The organism is Chryseolinea lacunae (assembly GCF_016735595.1).
GTDB classification, from domain to species: domain Bacteria; phylum Bacteroidota; class Bacteroidia; order Cytophagales; family Cyclobacteriaceae; genus Chryseolinea; species Chryseolinea lacunae.
Window position 1 is genome coordinate 366,256 of sequence record NZ_JAERRB010000003.1, and the last position, 17,987, is coordinate 384,242.

Here is a 17,987-nt window from a genome sequence, read left to right on the forward strand (position 1 = left end):
CATCCCCGGCAATTCTTGCTTGCTTGGCTTCCAAAGGTCTGATTACGAGCGCTCCGGATCGTGGTCCTCAAACCGTTAAAACTGACCCAAATCATTGTTTGACATGGGAAGCGCTCATATATTTGCCTTGTTTAAATTAAATCTAAATAAGAAGGAGATGGCGGGCAGTTCAAAAAACGTGGCAGACATGCGTCCCGGTGAGGTGGGCATTGTTTCCGGATTCACAGACGACCATTTGTCGGTGAAGCTTATGGAAATGGGTTGTCTTCCCGGCGCTGCCGTTCGATTCAACTTCACCGCCCCGTTTGGCGACCCGGTTTGCATCAGTGTTTCCGGCTACGAACTTTCTTTGCGGCTTGAAGAAGCTGCCACGATTTCAATTCTCAATTGATGACCAGCTCCCGGAAGCCTAAAATCGCCCTGGTTGGCAACCCTAACTCAGGGAAATCCTCGCTCTTTAATCACCTCACGGGCCTCAATCAAAAAATCGGAAACTTTCCCGGCGTCACGGTCGAAAAGAAGATAGGCCATTCGTCGTTGCCCGACGGCACCTCAGCCGAAATCATTGACCTTCCCGGCATCTACAGCATTTATCCGCGCAGCCTCGACGAAAAAATCGTAGCAGAGATCCTGCTCGACCATCATGCCCCAACCGTGCCCGACAAAGTTGTGGTGATTGTGGACGGCACGAACCTGAAACGTGGGTTTTTGTTGCTCACACAGATCATCGACATGGGCCTGCCCACCATTCTGGCGTTGAACATGATGGACCTGGCAGCCAAGGCGGGCATCAGCTACGACTTTAATGCGCTCTCCAAAAAAATGGGTGTGCCCGTGGTGCCCATCAACGCCCGCAAGGGTGTGGGACTTGATGAGCTGAAAAAGCTGATGGCCAAACCTCTCAGTCCCCCCGACAGACAGATTTTTAGCATCTGGGCAAACGCCAAGGCACCTGTTCAGGAACTACGCGAAGCACTGAATGTAGATAACGACTATGAGGCCTACCAGTTTTTGGAACAACCGCAGTCGCTCAAATTTCTGAGCGCCGAAAAGCAGGAAATGGTCAATTCCATTCGTTTGAAGCATGAGTTCTTCCCCGGAAAATTTCAAGGTGCAGAAACCATTCAGCGCTACGGCTTCATTCAGGATTTGCTGAACGAGATCACGCTGAAGGCCTCCGACAATTCCTGGAAGAAAAATTCGTCGAAGCTCGATCGAATTCTCACGCACAAAATTTGGGGCTATCTCATTTTCTTTGGCCTTTTGTTTCTGATCTTTCAATCCATTTTTGCCTGGGCGCAGTTGCCCATGGATCTTATCGACAGCGGTTTCGCACGCCTCGCCGGTTTTGTGGGCTCGATTTTGCCGGAAGGTCCGCTCACCAGCCTGTTGGCCGAAGGCATCATTCCGGGCATTGGCGGCATCATGATTTTTATTCCGCAAATCGCCATTTTGTTTGCTTTCATTTCGGTGTTGGAAGAATCGGGCTACATGGCGCGCGTGGTTTTTCTCATGGACAAGGTGATGCGCAAGTTCGGGCTCAATGGCAAAAGCGTAGTGCCCCTCATGTCGGGTGTGGCGTGTGCCATTCCGGCCATCATGGCCACGCGCACCATCGAAAACTGGAAAGAGCGCACCATCACCATCTTTGTGACACCGCTCATGAGCTGCTCGGCACGGTTGCCCGTGTTCACCATTCTCGTAGCCCTCATTGTGCCCGACGAAAAAGCGCTTGGCTTCTTCAACCTTCAAGGCCTGGCCTTGATGGGATTGTATTTGCTGGGCTTCGTGGCGGCGTTGGGTTCGGCGTTTGTGATGAAGCTGCTCATCAACGTAAAAGAACGCAGCTACCTCATCATGGAGCTTCCCACCTATCGCATCCCCAAATGGTCGAACGTGGGCTACACCATTCTTGAAAAAACAAAGGCCTTTGTGCTGGAAGCCGGCAAAGTGATTATGGCCATCTCCGTTATTCTTTGGGTGCTGGCCAGCTATGGACCCGGCGATGCCATGAGCAAGGCGGAAGAAAACGTTTTGGAGCAATCGAAAAACATGCGCCTCACCGAAGAAGGTCTCAAAGACCGGGTGGCCGCCTACAAACTTGAGCACTCCTATGCAGGTGTGATTGGCAAAGGCATAGAACCCATCATCAAGCCCCTGGGGTTTGATTGGAAAATTGGCATCGCGCTCATCACGTCGTTTGCAGCACGCGAAGTTTTTGTGAGCACCATGGCCACGATCTACAGCATTGGCAGTGTGAGCGAAGACGATTCGTCCACCATCAAAGAACGCATGCAGGCGGAGGTGAATCCCGACACGGGTGGGCCGCGGTTCACACCGGCCACGGGCTTTTCGCTGCTGGTGTTCTACACGTTTGCTATGCAATGCATGAGCACCATTGCCGTGGTGCAACGCGAAACCAAAGGCTGGAAATGGCCCCTGTTGCAATTGGCCTACATGACGGTGCTGGCTTATGTTTCCGCTTTCGCGGTATATCAAATCCTGTCCTGATCTTTCGCCAGAATTCCTATCTTTAGGAATTCCCTAGCCCTATGAACCGAAATTATCAGTTGGGACTACTCCACCTTGTGCACCTGCTCATTGGTGTGGACGGCGTGACCGACGTGAGAGAACTGGAAGCTCTGTGCAAAATCAAAACCAACGAGAAAATCGCCGACGACATCCTCGCCGAGTTTGAAGAAACAAAAAGCGATAAATCGGAAAAGGAGCTCTACGACATCGGCCTCGAACATTTGCAGCAATGTTCGGACGAAGAAAAACTTAAAATCTTTTCCACACTCTACTGCCTCTCCGAAATCGACGGCCGCGTGCATGTGAAGGAAATAAGACTGCTGCTGTATTCCATCAAGTCGGCAGGCATCGATTTCAACGATGTGGTGCACTATGCCAAATCAAACCCCACAATGCTGACATGAAACACGGAGTCTATTCCCTGGCCGTTCTTCTTTCATTATTCTGCATTTTAAGTTCTTGTCAAAAAAACGGATCGCCCCAAGGCGCAAACAAATTTTCCGATACGGTTTTTGTAGCCATCGCGCAGTTTCAGGATGTGCGCGACGCCGGTGGTCTATATGCTTTCCTGGATGATAAAAACCCCGAATACAGAAAGGCTGCTGTGCTGGCATTTGCCTCTATTCAGGATTCGTTGTCGGTGGCAAGGTTAGAAAACGTTTTGATGAGCGACCCTGCAAGCGATGTGCGAAAGGCCGCTGCATTTTCGCTGGGACAAACTTCTTCCTTGCAAAGTCGAACCGTGCTTGCCAACGCCTTTGCTTCCGAAAAAGTGATTGGCGTGCAAAACGAAATTCTGGAGGCCTACGGAAAAGTGACGAAGACCTGGAGTCTGTCCACCACCCCCGTGCCCGAAGCGCTCAACATCGGGCTGGCCTGGTCGTTCTATCGCGCGGGCCTGAACGGCGCAACCGACAGCCTTGTGAACCACGATGCTGCGCGTTTGTTGGGGAAACAGTTTTCGGATTCTGTGCGCATGGCTGCGGCACACTATTTTTCGCGCGGCGCTAAAAATTTTCAGTCGCTCCAGGACAGCCTCATTCGCTCGGCCAGCCATGGCGATGCCGAGGTGCGCATGGCCGCCACGTTGGCCTTGCGGAAACTAAAAAGCGATGCCGCACGTGTGGCCGTCCAAAACATTTTGAAACACGACGACGACTATCGCGTGCGGGCCAACGCGGCCCGTGCCCTGCAGTCATTTTCGTTCGATTCCACAAAGCGTTACCTGCTGGATGCCCTAACCGACAAGAATGTTAACGTGGGCATCGCGGCATCGGAGGCGATAAAAAGCGCGCTCACACCAAACCATTCAAAAGAGATTCTGGCACACGCGCGAATCACAAAGCCGTGGCGCATTCAAGCCAATCTCTACGACGCCGTGCTGGCCCTGGGAAGCGACGACGTCGTTGAGAAAGAGATTCTGACACTCTGCAACACCACGTCGAACCCTTACCAGAAAGCAGCGCTGCTCTCCGCCCTTCAGTATTGCGTGAAATGCTACGGGTTTGTTGCCGCTCAGATGTTTGACGACAGCATCCCCGTGGTGCGCAGTGCGGCCGCGGCAGCCCTGGTGGCGATGAACTATCAAAAAGGTTTTACGCCGGCGCTGGCCAAAACATTTGGCGACATCTATGTGCGCGGCATTCAGACCAACGATCCGGGCATTGTCGGAACGGTTGCACAAGCCCTCGGCGACTCTACGCTCGGCTATAAAAAAATACTACGCGACACATCGTTTCTGTACACAGCAAAAAAGAAACTTTCGCTGCCACGCGACATTGAAACTCTGCAGCCACTGGAAGCTGTGATCGCCTATTTTGAAGGGCGCAAAAACGTGGAGCCGCTAAAGAACACATTCAATCACCCGATCGACTGGGCTTTGGTGAAGCGCATTCCCCGCGACCAGAAGGCCATCATCAAAACTTCAAAAGGCGACGTCACGGTCAGGTTCTTTGTGGAAGAAACTCCGGGGTCGGTGGCCAACTTCATTGCGCTGGTGCAGCAAGCCTATTTCAATCACAAATTCTTTCATCGCGTGGTGCCTAATTTTGTTGTGCAGGGTGGATGCAACCGCGGCGACGGTTTGGGCAACGAAGGCTATTCCATCCGCTCGGAATTTTCGGAACGGCGCTACACCACCGGCAGCCTCGGCATGGCTTCGGCCGGCAAAGACACCGAGGGAACACAATGGTTCATCACCCACTCGCCCACGCCTCATCTTGATGGCCGCTACACCATCTTCGCCGAAGTTGAGCAGGGCATGGATGTTGTTCACGGCATTGAAGTGGGCGACGAAATTGTGGACGTGGTGCTGGTGCCTGCGCTTAAACCTTAACAAGTAAGTTTCTTGCAGGTGCCAGGGTTTCATAAAATGCACGGGCCCGTCTGTTTATCCGGCGATCCTTGTTAACTTTCGCCCTTTAAATCCCTATAGGTTTTGAGTCTTTCTTTCGAACAAAATTTCAAGCTGGGCATTCTGGGCGGTGGCCAGTTGGGGCGCATGCTCATTCAGTCGGGCGTAGACTTCAACATTCCCTTTGCCACGCTCGATCCCGACGATCACGCGCCGTGTTCTACCCTGGCCGAGTTTCACCATGGCAAACTCACCGACTTCGACACCGTGATGAAGTTTGGCGCGGGCTGCGATGTGATCACCATCGAAATTGAAAACGTGAACACCGCCGCGTTGAAAGCACTGGCCAAAGAAGGCAAGAAAGTTTTCCCACAACCCGAAGTGATCGAACTGATCCAGGACAAACGCACGCAAAAAATATTCTATCGCGACTATGGCATTCCCACCGCCGATTTCATTCTGGTGGAGAACGCCGCCGATGTCAAAAAAAATAAAGACTTTCTCCCCGCCGTCAACAAGCTGGGACGCGAAGGCTACGACGGTCGCGGTGTGCAGGTGCTGCGCACACCGGCCGATCTGGACAAAGCCTTTGATGCGCCCGGGCTTTTGGAAGAACTCATTGATTTCGAAAAAGAAATTTCGGTGATCGTAGCGCGCAACGAACGCGGTGAGATCTCTGCATTTCCCGTGGTGGAAATGGTTTTTCATCCCGTTCACAACCTTGTTGAATATTTGTTCGCGCCCGCCGAGCTTCCACAACACATTGCCGAAGAAGCCGAAAAAATTGCACGCTCCATCATTCACGAATTGAAAATGGTGGGCCTCCTCGCCGTGGAAATGTTTGTGACCAAAGACGGAAAAGTGCTGGTGAACGAAGTGGCACCACGCCCGCACAACAGCGGTCACCAAAGCATTGAAGCCAACGTGACCTCGCAATACGAACAACATCTGCGCGCCATTCTAAACCTGCCCCTGGGCGACACCACGCTGATTCAACCCAGCGCCATGGTGAACCTGCTCGGCGAAGCGGAACATACGGGGCTTGCCAAATATGCAGGCCTTGAAGATGTGTTGAAGGTTTCGGGTGTGCACGTGCATCTCTATGGCAAGCGCTTCACAAAACCGTTTCGAAAAATGGGCCACGTCACGCTGATGGATGCCGACGTGGAACGACTGAAAACGAAAGTGGCTTTCGTTAAAAAAACATTAAAAGTCATCGCCTGAAAAATATGAGCAAACCACTGGTTGGAATTATCATGGGCAGTCAATCGGATCTGAAGATCATGAAAGACGCTGCCGAAGTGTTGGAAGAACTTGGCATTTCGTATGAGCTCACCGTTGTGTCGGCCCACCGCACGCCGCTGCGCATGATTGACTATGCCACTGCTGCCCGTGGCAAAGGCCTGCGGGTCATCATTGCCGGTGCGGGTGGTGCGGCACATTTGCCGGGCATGGTGGCGTCTGTCACGTCGCTGCCGGTCATTGGTGTGCCTGTCAAATCGTCGAACTCCATCGATGGCTGGGATTCGGTGTTGTCTATTCTGCAAATGCCCTCTGGCGTGCCAGTGGCCACCGTGGCGTTAGACGGCGCGCGCAATGCCGGCATTCTGGCAGCGCAAATTCTGGGTGCTTCAGACAAGGCCATCGGCAAAAAGCTGGATGCCTTTAAGCGCGCGCTGAAAACAAAAGTGGAATCGGCCGCCAAAAAAATCGAATCGAAAGGCTGGCGCGACAATTTGTGAAAAGGCGTGTGAGTTGAATTGCCCGAAAAATCTGTATCTTCATTGAGCAGAACACCAGGCATGAAACCACACGACAAAGGCTGGCTGAAAGACTACCTTGATTTCCGCAAAGAACTGCTCACGGACATTGCCGCTCCCCGCGACGGCAGGAAGTCTTCACATCCTGAACATTCACTCTACCGCATTATTCAACCCACAGGGCTGATGTATGGCCAGTCCGTTGGCGAACTGTCGCTTCCCGACGTTGACGACTGGGACGAAAAAGAGCGCATGAAAGTGCTGCTGGCCGAAAGCCTCATCAGCAGTTCGCTTCTCCACTACGACAAGCCCGTGAAAAACGCCGAAGAACTTTCGGACGTCATTCTCAAAACACTGGAGAGCATCGGCAATTTCTACAACAATATTTTTCCAGAGCTGTCAACGCCCACCAAAACGTTGTTGGGTCGAAAAAAATCGCCGCTCGAGCTGGCCGAAAAAATTCTTGACAAGCGCATCGAACACACCGGCAAATACGAAAGCAACTTCTGGTCCTACTTCTTTCACAACAGCCTTCTCTTTCTCGATGTGTTCATCTATGGCCAGTGGATACACACCAACGCCGATCGCATTGTGGCCGATTTTTTTCGCTACGAACGCGAAGAGCTTCGGTTCTCGGTGGTGAAAGTGATTGCCGCCGCCGCGCATGCTAACAAAGAAGTGGTGTTTGAAGAACGAAGGCTTTATGAACTGTTCATTCAAAGCACCGACCTGTCGTCGGAAAAAAGAAAAGAGGCTTACAAAATTTTTGAAGAAGGATTTGCCATCGAAGACATCAACCTGCCCACAGAAAATTCGTGGCTGTTAAAAAAGTTTTTTCTCGAGGTCGCCATTCTCACTATCTGGTCCGACAAAAAAGTGGAGCAGGCCGAGCTTGATTTCCTGAAACGCTTCACGCACTACCTGGGCTCGAGCGACGAGGATCTTGAAAACAGCATGATTGCCATCGAAGGATTTGTGCTGGAACATTGGGAGCAACTGGAATACCTGCAAGACAAACAAGACTATCAGCAGGTGAGCGACCAGTTTATCAGGCGTGTGGCCCGTGTGGCCGAAAAAAATAAGACCCGGCTTTTTAAGGAGATGCGAGAAAACGAACACATTCTCAACCTCATGCGCAAGGCACGTTCCAATGAACTAACACTCGAAGAAAAAGAGCAGGTGCGGCTGGAGCTGATACAGGTGTTGAAAACTATTCCCACGTTTGTGATCGTGTCGCTGCCACAGCGTTTTCTGACGCTGCCCATCCTGTTAAAAATTCTGCCTAAGAATCTTTTCGCCGACGGGATACCGGAGGCCTGAGAAAATTAACTTTCCTCGCCTTCTGTTTCTTTGCGCGGCACAATCACCGAGAAGATGATCGACAATGTTAGGGTGGCAATGATGACGGAAAACGACGTGTAGACGCCCACGTTGATGTCGAAAATTTCCAGGAGCATTTTGGCGCCGATGAAGAAAAGGATGATGGAAAGGCCTTTCTGCAACAGATAGAATTTGTCGATGATGCCCGCCAGCAAGAAGAACATGGCCCGCAAACCCATCACAGCAAAGATGTTGGACGTGTAGACCAGGAATTCGTTTTGGGTGATGGCAAATGCTGCGGGGATGGAGTCGACCGCAAAAATAAGATCGGTGGTTTCGATGAGCACAATCACAAGAAACAACGGAGTGAACATGAGCCGCCCGCCCTCGCGCACCACAAAGCTGCCACCATATTCGCCCGATGTCATGGGCAGGTAGCGGCGACAGATGCGCATAATCGGATTCTTCTCGGGTTCAATTTTCTCGTCGCCGTCTTCAAAATAGATGCGGATACCCGAATAGATCAGGAACACGCCAAAGATGTAGAGAATCCAATGGAATTTGTGAATGAGCAGCGCGCCCACAAAAATGAAAATGCCGCGGAACACCAGTGCACCCAGGATGCCCCAGAAAAGCGTTTTGTGATAATATTCCTCCTTCACCTGGAAATATTTCAGAATGAGCAGGATCACAAAGATGTTATCGACCGAAAGTGCGTATTCGGTGAGGTAGGCCGAGAAGTATTCTACCGCGCCGTCGGCACCGCTTTCGTCGTATTTGTAAATGAAGAATCCGAAGAGGGTGGACACGATCACCCAGAAGATGGACTGATAGAGCGCCGATTTCGTGGAAATCTTATGGGCTTGCTTATGCAACAGACCGAGGTCCAAAATCAGGAAAACGATGATGATAAGCGCGAAAATGCCAAACAGAATAGTCTCCCTTTCGCTTTGATTTCTAAAGAGGGAAAATAGAAGTATGTTCACCAATGATAGCAAGGAGGAGGATATTAACCGGTTATTTCAAGCCTAAAAACATCAAAAAATCACAGTCTATGGAATCTGTGGATTTCAAAACTACAAATATATTTTAATCCCAAAAACTTACACGGCTGATTTATCCTAAAGGAATTCGAAAAGAACCTCCTGGCCCTCAAACTTCGTGGGCAATTTTCAGGCACAGCGCTCACAAACGCCCTGAATCAGCAGGTTGGTTTCGGTGGCCCGGTATCCCTTGGGGAGCTTCACCAGTGGAACTTCCACATTCAAACAGTTGGTTTGGCCACATTTCGTACACTTGAAATGCACATGGTCGTGGTGGTGGCCTGCGGTGGTGCAGGCTTCGTTGCAAAGCGCATATTTCAGGCTCCCCTCGTCGTCGAGCACTTTGTGGATAAGGCCTTTGTCCAGAAACGTCTTGAGCGTGCGGTAAACGGTCACACGGTCGAGCGCATTGTCTATTTCTTTCTCAATGTCGCCGTGCGACAGGGCGTAGTTTTTCCGGAGAAAGAGGTGCAGTATCTCCTGCCGGTTTGGCGTGGAGCGAAGGTTGAAGTTCTTCAGCAGCGTATCCGATATGCCATTGTTCATAACCATTGCCCGGCACCCGGGGGTTTTATTGAAGCTGAAGTTTCAGCAGGTTGTTATAAATGCCGTTGTTCAGTTTGGTCAGCTCGGTGTGCGAGCCCACTTCCGCCAGTGTGCCTTCCTTGATCACAAAGATACGGTCAACTTTTTTAATGGTGCTCAGGCGGTGTGCTATAATTATCGAGGTGCGTCCTTCCATCAGTTTCTCCAGGGCTTCCTGCACCAGCACTTCGGCGTGGGCATCGAGCGAGCTGGTGGCTTCGTCGAGGATGAGGATGGCCGGATCTTTCAAAATGGCGCGGGCAATGGCCACACGCTGACGCTGACCTCCCGAAAGTTTCACGCCGCGGTCGCCCACAACCGTCTTGAATTTCTCAGGGAAACTTTCAATGAATTCCAGTGCGTTGGCCTTGCGGGCGGCTTCCTTCACTTCTTCGAGCGACGCACCCGGTTTGCCATAGGCTATGTTTTCTTCGATGGTGCCTCCGAAAAGAATTACCTCCTGCGGAACGATGCCAATGTTTTTGCGATAGGCCGAGAGATTAAACTGATCTACCGGTGTGCCGTCAACACGCACCGTGCCCTTTTCTACGGCATAGAACCGCATGAGCAGGCTGATGATGGTGGACTTGCCCGAACCGCTCTGGCCAACCAGGGCAACTTTTTCGCCCGGCTCTATCCGGAAATCAAGACCCTTCAGCACGGTATAGTCAAGCCGCGTGGGATAGGAGAACCACACATTTTGAAATTCAATCTCGCCATGGAGCTTGATCGCTTCTGACGCGCTTTGTGACGACGACTCGTCCTTTTCATCCAAAATCTCCAGCAAGCGCTCCGACGCGCCAATGGCCCGCTGCATCTGGGCATAGATGTCGCCCAGACCGGCGATAGAGGCACCGATAAAGGTTGTGTAGAGCACAAAGGTGAAGAGCTCGCCCACGGTGATGTTCCCGCTTTGCACCTGCATGGCGCCATACCACGCCACGGCCACAATGCCGCCCAGCATGGTGAAGATGGCAAACGAAATGAACATGCCGCGGTAGCGTGCCGTGCGGATGGCTGTAGCCACCACGTCGTTCATAGACCGCACGTAGCGGCCAATCTCGAAAAGCTCGTTGGTGAAAGCCTTCACTACCGATATCGATTGGAGCGATTCCTCCACAATAACATTGGTCTCGGCCAGCTTGTCTTGTGTTTGTTTCGACAGCTTGCGGATATATTTTCCAAACACCAGCACCAGCAACACCAGCACGGGGAACGTCAGCAGCATGAACACGGCGAGGCTGGGTGTCAGAAACAAAATCAGCACCGTTCCAAAGATCAGCGTGAGCAACTGTCGCATCATTTCGGCCAGCGTGAACGACAACAAGTCGTTGAGTGTGGAGACGTCGGACGTGATCCGGCTCATGAGCTCGCCCACTCTGCGCGAGTCGAAAAACCGCATGGGCAGCCAGATAATTTTTTGGTAGACGGTTTTGCGCACATCGGCCAGCGACTTTTCGCTCACCAACGAAAAGGTGTAGACCCGCGTGAAGGAGAAGAGCGCCTGCAACGCCAGGATGGCCACCAACGCCAGGGCTACCTGACCTATGGTGGTGAAATAGGGCACCGGCTTGCCATTGGCAATGTCGAGCAGCTTGCCGGCCATGAACGGAAATGCCAGAATGGTGCCCGTGGAAAAGGCCAGACACAGCAGGCCGATGGCAAACGGAATTTTATAGGGCCACACAAACCGGAAAATTCCGGCAAGCTGTGCCATTGTTTTTTTGTTGATGGGTCGTTTGTCTTCCGGGCTCAATGCTTCCCCTCGTTCTCTTTTCGCCATTCTGATATTTTAATGTGGTATGGTAACAGAAGCCTGGATGGTGTAGGCAACCGAGTCGCCCAGAAACATTTTCTGGCCTCCTCCTATGAAGTAGGATGTGAGCACTGTTTTATTGTAGACTTCCTGAAATTGAAGGGTCAGCAAATGATTGCTTTTGTAAAGGGCGTTTTCTTCTTCGTAGCCGGCTTCAATTTTCCGAACGTTGGCCATGGTTCCGTGGTAGTATATGCGCAGATATTTCACCGGCGGTGAAAACTGTGTGTTGGGATCTTTTTTTTCGGTGAAGGCCTTCACCAACAGGTTGCTCCTGGGGTCCGAAAAACGTTCGATGGTGTAATATCTCTGATTCAGCGGTTTGTTCACGCTTTCCACTTCTCTGAAAATGTTGAGCTCATTTTCCCAGGCGAGGGAATCTTTCGGCTTCACTACGGCTTTCTTTTCGTCATTCCCCAGCACAGACACCTTTTGCAGACTTGCATTGCTTTGAACAAGATATTGCGCCTGCACCGACAAAAGGCTGTCGATGTTGTAGAGCATGCCGGTGGTCTCGGCTGCCTTTTGCTCGCACGAGACCAGGGTGGTCAGAAGAAACCCTGCGGCAAGCATCACATGTGTTTTCTTAACGATCACAAAAGAAATCTCCAAACAATTGTGTTTATTCAAAAACCATTCATTCCCCGGAGTTCGCCTCCGGGGAATGAAATGTTTCAAGGTCTAGTTGTCGAGCAGAACATTTCCGCTCATCTGCGGTGGAATGGCAACGTCCATCAGCGTGAGGATGGTCGGTGCGAGATCTCCCAGTTTGCCGTTTTTCAGTTTTCCTTTGTAGCTGTCGTCCACCAGGATGCAGGGCACCAGGTTGGTGGTGTGGGCGGTGTTGGGTGTGCCGTCTTCGTTGATCATCATGTCGGCATTGCCGTGGTCGGCGATGATGATGGTGGCGTAGCCGTTTCGCAATGCGGCCTCGGTCACTTTTTGTGCGCAGGCGTCAACTGTTTCCACGGCTTTCACAGCGGCAGAAAACACACCGGTGTGGCCCACCATGTCGGGGTTGGCAAAATTGAGACAGATAAAGTCCGGTTCTTTCTTGTCAAGCTCCGGAATGATTTTGTCTTTGATGTCGTTGGCGCTCATTTCGGGTGCCAGGTCGTAGGTGGCCACTTTGGGCGAGGGGCAAAGAATGCGCGACTCGCCGGGGAATGCCACTTCGCGTCCACCCGAGAAAAAGAAGGTTACGTGGGGATATTTTTCTGTTTCGGCAATGCGGATCTGTTTCTTGCCAGCATCCGACACCACTTCGCCCAAGGTCTTCTCCAGATTGTCTTTGTTGAAGATGAGCTTCACGTTTTTGTAGGAGTCGTCGTAGTTGGTAAGCGTCACGTAGTAGAGCGAAAGCTTCTTCATGCCGTGGTCGGGAAAATCCTGTTGCGTGAGCACTTCGGTGATTTCGCGACCGCGGTCGGTGCGGAAGTTGAAACACAACACCACGTCGCCTTCCTTGATGGTGGCCACAGGTTGCTGCTGTGCGTCGGTGACTACAATGGGCTTTATGAATTCGTCGGTCACGTTATTGTCGTACGACTGCTGGATGGCCTTCAGGGGGTCCGTGGTTTTTTCGCCCACGCCATTCACCATCACGTCGTAGGCCAGCTTCACGCGCTCCCACCGTTTATCGCGGTCCATGGCATAGTAGCGCCCCACGATGCTGGCCAGTTTGCCGGTGGTTTTGGCCATGTGGTCGGTCACCGTTTTCAGATAGGCCAGGCCTCCTTTCGGGTCGGTGTCGCGACCGTCGGTGAAGGCGTGAATGAACAGGTTTTTGATGCCGTTGTTGTGGGCAATGGTGATGAGGCCGTTGAGGTGCTCGACGTGCGAATGCACGCCGCCGTCTGACACGAGGCCCATAAAATGAACGCTTTTGTTGTTCTTTTTGGCATAGTCAAACGCTTCGAGCAACACGGGATTTGTGTCCAGCTCTTTCTCTTCGATGGCTTTGTTGATGCGCACCAGGTCCTGATAGACCACGCGGCCTGCGCCGATGTTCATGTGGCCCACTTCAGAGTTGCCCATCTGACCCGCCGGGAGGCCAACGGCCAGGCCGGAGGCTTCAAGTTTACTATGGGGATATTTGCCGTATAAAGAGGAAATGAATGGCGTTTTGGCGTTGTCGATAGCCGATACTGCTTTGTTGGTGGCGATGCCCCAGCCGTCGAGTATCATCAATAAAACTTTCTTGTTCATGAACGTAAATTTTTTGAGCCCAGGTGTCTTAAAATCAGGGCGTAAATATAATCAGGATTGCACGATTACAGTTGTTAGGATGCCCATGCCTCCTGACGCTTGCAGGCCGTTATAAGTTAATTCCTTATCTTTCGACAATGGCACAATTTTAGCCTATCCCTAGCATCATGAACTTGAACAGATTTTTTTCATCCTTAGTTTTCGTTGTGTTGAGTGCCCAGGCCGTGTCGGTGTTTGCCCAGGCAGACGTGATTAACCAGGTTAGAGAAACCATCAAAGCCGGCAGCGCAAAAGAGCTTTCCAAATACCTCAATCAAACGGTTGACGTGACGCTGGACGGCACCGTGCAGTCCTACAGCAAAGCGCAGGCTGAGTTTGTGTTCCGCGATTTTTTCAAACAACATCCTCCCGAAGAGTTCAACATCATTCACCAAGGTTCGTCCAAGGGCGGTCAGCCATTTGCCATCGGCCAGTATAAAAGCGGGGCCGAGACCTACCGGGTATTCATGAAAATCAAGGCCGTGAACAACCAGCAGCTGGTACACGAAATTTCATTCGCCAAAGAATAGGCATTTCGGGATCGTTTAACCTTCCGCATCAAAATTTTGGCGGTCCGGGGCTTATCCTAAAAATCTCTCTTCTATTTTTGCACGGTGCTGCCACCCTACATAACTCCTGCATTTCTCGACCATTTCATTTCTACTGCTTTAGCAGAAGATGTGGGCGATGGCGATCACTCCACGCTGGCGTCGATTCCCGCCAATGCCACCAAGCGTGCCCGCCTGCTGGTGAAAGACGACGGCATTTTGGCCGGCGTGGTGCTGGCCGAACGGATTTTCAAGTTTTTTGACGCGTCGCTCACCCTCCAGATCCTGAAAAACGATGGCGACGCTATTAAAAAAGGCGATGTGGCGTTCACGGTCGAAGGGTCGTCGCGGTCCATTCTCACCACCGAACGGCTTGTGCTTAACTGCATGCAGCGCATGAGCGGCATTGCCACCAAAACCCACCACCTGGTTTCGCTGGTGGCCGGCACAAAAGCCCGCCTGCTCGACACCCGGAAAACAACCCCCAATTTCCGCTTTCCCGAAAAGTGGGCAGTGGTGATTGGCGGCGGCATGAACCACCGCATTGGCCTCTACGACATGATTATGCTCAAGGACAACCATATTGATATGGCGGGGGGCATCGAGGCGGCAATCCATCGAACAAAAGACTATCTTCGCGCCTCGCAGAAAAATCTGAAGATCGAGGTCGAAACGCGGAACCTGCAGGAAGTTGAAAAAGTGCTCGCGGTGGGAGGCATCGACGTGATCATGCTCGACAACATGACGAACGACCAGATGCGCGAAGCGGTGGCCCTGATTGGCGGTCGATACCCGACAGAGGCGAGTGGCGGCATAACCGAAACCACCATCCGCGGTGTGGCCGAATGCGGGGTCGATTTCATCTCCGTGGGCGCGTTAACCCATTCGATGAAGAGCCTCGACCTGAGTCTGAAGGCTTTTTAGATTGTCTATTGAAAAGTGATTGAAATTTTGGTGAATTAATAGTTATGATAGTTAAAACGAAAAATTACAAACTGGAAAAGAAGTTATACATCAGCCTGGCGTTGAAACGTGTGTTGAAGAAGCAAGGATGGATGGCTGCCGTGGGCGCGGTGGTGATTTGTTTGGGATATGCCATTCCGGGTGCTCAAAGCATCTGGTGGTTTATCGCGGCATTCATTGGTGTGTTGCTCTACGTGCTTTTCTGGTGGATACAGTTCTATGGCGTCACCCAGCTTGAGCAGGGCAAGATGCTGTTCGAAAAATTCAGCTACGAAATCAGCAGCCAGCAAATTCTGATGAAAATCAATCCACGCGAAGGCATGCCGCTGAAGTGGGACCAGATTGAAAGCGCCACCGTGGGCGAAGACCACTATGTGTTGTTTGTGAACAAGGCGCAAATGATCTACTGGCCCTTCAAAATCTTTAACACCGAAAACGAACGCAAATTTGTGGGCAGCGTGCTTCGCAGCAAAGGTTTGGTGAAAGACCTTCCGGCGAAAGCCGAAACACCCGCCAAAGTGGAAAGCGGAAAGAAGGCCTGATAAAAATCGGGTTCTAAAAAATTCTGAAAGAGCATACTTGTCGACGCAAAGCGTTTGACGGGTATGCTCTTCTTCTTTGCAGACCTTCACCAAAAAACGGCAGCTAAACTTTCCCTCGCGGGAGCTTCCGTACTTTCCGAGTTAGGCGTTACTTTTAGGCCGTGCAGAAGACACCCAAAAAACTTTCCGTCACCGAGGCCCGGCAGAAGATCTACAACTACTGCGCCTACCAGGAGCGCTCGCACCAGGAAGTGAAGAACAAACTGTTCGACTACGGGTTATATGCGAGTGAGGTGGACGAACTGCTGTCGCACCTCATCACCGAAGGCTACCTCAACGAAGAGCGGTTTGCCAAGGCATTTGCGGGAGGCAAATTCCGGATGAAACACTGGGGCCGGGTCAAGATCGTGCACGAGCTGGAAGCGCGCGGCCTCACCAAAAACTGCATTCGCATCGGGCTAAAGGAAATTGACGCAGGCGACTACGAAGCCACCCTACTGTCGCTGATCGAGAAGAAGGCCGCGGCCATGGACGAAGAAAATCCTTTTGTGAAGCGCGACAAGCTGGCGCAGTATGTTATCCAGAAGGGCTTCGAACCCGAGCAGGCCTGGCGCGCAGTGAAAGAAGTGGTGCCCGTGAAGTCGTGATGCTGACGCGACCCGTTATGCCTTGACATTTCGACTTTACGGCCGAAAGGGTTTTTAACAGGATATGTCACTTTTTTATGATATTTTGCGTTAACACTGGAAGAGTTTACTCTATGAAATCAAAGACCGACAACAAGCAACACTGGGTGTCTAACAAAGTGAAGAAAAGCCGGGAGCTGGTGTATAAGCTGATCGACATCAACAAGGAAATCGATGGCGAGGGCACAACGTTCCGCGTAGGCGAAAAGGTGTATTTCGTGCGCGAACTTGGTTAAACACTGTTTGCCGTGGCGTTAGCTGTCTCTACTCTCTTTCTGTTTCTGTTCATTCTTCCGGGCATCACGTTCAAACAGGCCTATCTTTCCTCCGCCTTTTCGCGTCAGCTAAAATTTTCGGGCATCCTCGACGAAGTTTTCTGGGCGCTGTTCCCCTCCATTATCATGCATTTTCTGGCCTATGCCCTACTTGTGGGACTGGAGCGCGTTTTTTCCTTCACGTTCGATCTCAAACAACTGCTCAGCATGGCCCTGCTCCAGGAAACGGGCCGCCAGTATGCCGACATTTTTGTGTCGTATCTCTACTACTGCACGTTCGTGATGAGCGTGTCGTTTTTTGCCGGCCACGCCAGTCGCAAAATAATTCGTGGGCTCAAGTTCGATCGTAAATTCAAGCTCTTCCGCTTTTCGAACGAGTGGCATTATTTGCTGAGCGGCGAGTTTCTTGATTTTCCGGAAGTGCCCGATCATCCGGAGCAGGTCAGCTTCAAGTTGGTGAATGCACTGGTGAGCACCGGCAACCAGCAGGTTATTTATATCGGCGAACTCATTCACTTCACGCTTTCCGATTCGGGTGGCCTTGAAAACATTGTGCTGAAAGATGCCAAACGCCGACTTCTGCAAGACGACCTTCTCGAACGCAACCGCTACTACGAAATTCCCGGCCGCTACATCACCATTCCCTACAAAACCATTGTCAACATCAATGTGCGTTATTTCTACCTCGAAGAAGTGACAGACGACTATAGTGCTGACGAAAAATTATTGTAGATCGCATTCCAAAAAACAAAATCGCTTCAAACCGGTTAATCTTTTCTCGATTCACAAAACCAATTTTAAATTCAATCTATAGTATGGCACAAACAAAACTCGGCGACAATGCCGTGAACACCAATGGAAATCTGCCGGCCACCGGCACCACCGCGCCCGACTTCACGCTGGTGGGAAACGATCTGAAAGAAGTGCACCTGAAAGACTTTGCCGGCAAGAATGTTGTGCTTAATATTTTCCCAAGCATCGACACAGGCGTGTGTGCCACGTCGGTGCGCGAGTTCAACAAACGCGCCGCGAGCGTGAGCGACGCCGTGGTGCTTTGCATCGCCAAAGATCTTCCCTTTGCCTTCAAACGTTTTTGCGCTGCCGAGGGCATCAGCAACGTGGTGACCTTGTCGGACTTCCGTCATAAAGGTTTTGCGGCCGACTATGGTGTTGAGATGGTAGACGGTGGCCTCGTGGGGTTGCTGGCCCGCAGCATCGTGGTGATCGACAAACAAGGCCATGTGAAATATACAGAGCTGGTGCCGTCTATCGGTCAGGAACCAAACTATGACGCGGCTCTGAAAGCCATTTCCTGAG

19 protein-coding genes are annotated in these 17,987 nt (G+C 51.6%); 14 read left to right on the top strand and 5 right to left on the bottom strand.

Annotation, left to right across the window (positions count from 1 at the left end; all coding sequences use genetic code 11):
• Nucleotides 1-157 precede the first annotated feature (157 nt).
• The 7 genes from JI741_RS10755 (at nt 158) to JI741_RS10785 (ending at nt 7,965) form a co-directional block, all read left to right on the top strand.
• Nucleotides 158-391 carry a FeoA family protein gene (locus tag JI741_RS10755; RefSeq protein ID WP_202009076.1) on the top strand — a complete coding sequence of 78 codons (234 nt, stop codon included), beginning with the start codon at nt 158-160 and terminating at the stop codon, nt 389-391.
• Nucleotides 391-2,511, top strand: coding sequence for a ferrous iron transport protein B (feoB, locus tag JI741_RS10760; protein ID WP_202009077.1), 2,121 nt, complete (start codon nt 391-393; stop codon nt 2,509-2,511). Before JI741_RS10755 ends, feoB begins: the two co-directional genes overlap by 1 nt.
• A gap of 41 nt (nt 2,512-2,552) precedes the next feature.
• Nucleotides 2,553-2,936 (top strand): hypothetical protein, encoded by a 384-nt coding sequence (locus JI741_RS10765; RefSeq protein WP_202009078.1) that lies wholly within the window; start codon nt 2,553-2,555, stop codon nt 2,934-2,936.
• Nucleotides 2,933-4,867, top strand: coding sequence for a peptidylprolyl isomerase (locus JI741_RS10770; RefSeq protein ID WP_202009079.1), 1,935 nt, complete (start codon nt 2,933-2,935; stop codon nt 4,865-4,867). The genes JI741_RS10765 and JI741_RS10770 overlap by 4 nt, the downstream gene beginning before the upstream one ends.
• 102 nt (nt 4,868-4,969) lie before the next feature.
• Nucleotides 4,970-6,109, top strand: coding sequence for a 5-(carboxyamino)imidazole ribonucleotide synthase (locus tag JI741_RS10775; RefSeq protein ID WP_202009081.1), 1,140 nt, complete (start codon nt 4,970-4,972; stop codon nt 6,107-6,109).
• A gap of 5 nt (nt 6,110-6,114) precedes the next feature.
• Nucleotides 6,115-6,627, top strand: coding sequence for a 5-(carboxyamino)imidazole ribonucleotide mutase (gene purE / locus JI741_RS10780; protein ID WP_202009083.1), 513 nt, complete (start codon nt 6,115-6,117; stop codon nt 6,625-6,627).
• A gap of 42 nt (nt 6,628-6,669) precedes the next feature.
• On the top strand, nt 6,670-7,965 hold the full coding sequence (locus JI741_RS10785; protein WP_236675995.1) for a hypothetical protein: 1,296 nt from the start codon (nt 6,670-6,672) through the stop codon (nt 7,963-7,965).
• Nucleotides 7,966-7,970: 5 nt separating this feature from the next.
• Here the strand turns inward: JI741_RS10785 and JI741_RS10790 are convergent, their stop codons facing one another.
• The 5 genes from JI741_RS10790 to gpmI form a co-directional block, all read right to left on the bottom strand.
• A complete protein-coding gene (locus tag JI741_RS10790) occupies nt 7,971-8,951 on the bottom strand; it encodes a TerC family protein (protein ID WP_369411753.1) in 981 nt (326 codons plus the stop codon).
• A 186-nt stretch (nt 8,952-9,137) separates the two neighbouring features.
• Entirely contained in the window at nt 9,138-9,554 is a 417-nt protein-coding gene (locus JI741_RS10795) for a Fur family transcriptional regulator (RefSeq protein ID WP_202009934.1), read from the bottom strand.
• 25 nt (nt 9,555-9,579) lie between these two features.
• Nucleotides 9,580-11,376 carry an ABC transporter ATP-binding protein gene (locus tag JI741_RS10800; RefSeq protein WP_202009094.1) on the bottom strand — a complete coding sequence of 599 codons (1,797 nt, stop codon included), beginning with the start codon at nt 11,374-11,376 and terminating at the stop codon, nt 9,580-9,582.
• A 9-nt stretch (nt 11,377-11,385) separates the two neighbouring features.
• Nucleotides 11,386-12,021 (bottom strand): hypothetical protein, encoded by a 636-nt coding sequence (locus JI741_RS10805; protein ID WP_202009096.1) that lies wholly within the window; start codon nt 12,019-12,021, stop codon nt 11,386-11,388.
• A gap of 69 nt (nt 12,022-12,090) precedes the next feature.
• On the bottom strand, nt 12,091-13,617 hold the full coding sequence (gene gpmI / locus JI741_RS10810) for a 2,3-bisphosphoglycerate-independent phosphoglycerate mutase (protein ID WP_202009098.1): 1,527 nt from the start codon (nt 13,615-13,617) through the stop codon (nt 12,091-12,093).
• Nucleotides 13,618-13,784: 167 nt separating this feature from the next.
• On the opposite strand from gpmI, the gene JI741_RS10815 reads away from it, so the two are divergent.
• From JI741_RS10815 to tpx, 7 genes are all read left to right on the top strand, one after another.
• Complete coding sequence (locus tag JI741_RS10815) at nt 13,785-14,186, top strand: DUF4783 domain-containing protein (RefSeq protein WP_202009100.1); 402 nt, start codon at nt 13,785-13,787, stop codon at nt 14,184-14,186.
• A gap of 84 nt (nt 14,187-14,270) precedes the next feature.
• Nucleotides 14,271-15,128, top strand: a complete 858-nt coding sequence (nadC, locus tag JI741_RS10820) for a carboxylating nicotinate-nucleotide diphosphorylase (protein ID WP_202009102.1) — start codon at nt 14,271-14,273, stop codon at nt 15,126-15,128.
• Between the two features lie 44 nt (nt 15,129-15,172).
• Nucleotides 15,173-15,709, top strand: coding sequence for a YcxB family protein (locus JI741_RS10825; RefSeq protein ID WP_202009104.1), 537 nt, complete (start codon nt 15,173-15,175; stop codon nt 15,707-15,709).
• A 161-nt stretch (nt 15,710-15,870) separates the two neighbouring features.
• The gene (locus JI741_RS10830) at nt 15,871-16,356 is read left to right on the top strand and encodes a regulatory protein RecX (protein WP_202009106.1); all 486 of its coding nucleotides are present in this window, start codon (nt 15,871-15,873) and stop codon (nt 16,354-16,356) included.
• 113 nt (nt 16,357-16,469) lie between these two features.
• Nucleotides 16,470-16,631, top strand: coding sequence for a hypothetical protein (locus tag JI741_RS10835; RefSeq protein WP_202009108.1), 162 nt, complete (start codon nt 16,470-16,472; stop codon nt 16,629-16,631).
• Nucleotides 16,632-16,643: 12 nt separating this feature from the next.
• Entirely contained in the window at nt 16,644-17,402 is a 759-nt protein-coding gene (locus JI741_RS10840) for a hypothetical protein (protein WP_202009110.1), read from the top strand.
• A gap of 83 nt (nt 17,403-17,485) precedes the next feature.
• Nucleotides 17,486-17,986, top strand: a complete 501-nt coding sequence (gene tpx, locus JI741_RS10845; protein ID WP_202009112.1) for a thiol peroxidase — start codon at nt 17,486-17,488, stop codon at nt 17,984-17,986.
• Nucleotide 17,987: the final 1 nt, after the last annotated feature.

Bases quoted from the DNA above. Each gene is read 5' to 3' on its own strand.
- JI741_RS10795 (WP_202009934.1), bottom strand. From the start codon at position 9,554: ATGAACAATGGCATATCGGATACGCTGCTGAAGAACTTCAACCTTCGC.
- purE (WP_202009083.1), top strand. From the start codon at position 6,115: ATGAGCAAACCACTGGTTGGAATTATCATGGGCAGTCAATCGGATCTG.
- JI741_RS10765 (WP_202009078.1), top strand. From the start codon at position 2,553: ATGAACCGAAATTATCAGTTGGGACTACTCCACCTTGTGCACCTGCTC.
- JI741_RS10835 (WP_202009108.1), top strand. From the start codon at position 16,470: ATGAAATCAAAGACCGACAACAAGCAACACTGGGTGTCTAACAAAGTG.
- JI741_RS10825 (WP_202009104.1), top strand. From the start codon at position 15,173: ATGATAGTTAAAACGAAAAATTACAAACTGGAAAAGAAGTTATACATC.
- tpx (WP_202009112.1), top strand. From the start codon at position 17,486: ATGGCACAAACAAAACTCGGCGACAATGCCGTGAACACCAATGGAAAT.
- JI741_RS10800 (WP_202009094.1), bottom strand. From the start codon at position 11,376: ATGGCGAAAAGAGAACGAGGGGAAGCATTGAGCCCGGAAGACAAACGA.
- feoB (WP_202009077.1), top strand. From the start codon at position 391: ATGACCAGCTCCCGGAAGCCTAAAATCGCCCTGGTTGGCAACCCTAAC.
- JI741_RS10755 (WP_202009076.1), top strand. From the start codon at position 158: ATGGCGGGCAGTTCAAAAAACGTGGCAGACATGCGTCCCGGTGAGGTG.
- JI741_RS10815 (WP_202009100.1), top strand. From the start codon at position 13,785: ATGAACTTGAACAGATTTTTTTCATCCTTAGTTTTCGTTGTGTTGAGT.
- JI741_RS10770 (WP_202009079.1), top strand. From the start codon at position 2,933: ATGAAACACGGAGTCTATTCCCTGGCCGTTCTTCTTTCATTATTCTGC.
- gpmI (WP_202009098.1), bottom strand. From the start codon at position 13,617: ATGAACAAGAAAGTTTTATTGATGATACTCGACGGCTGGGGCATCGCC.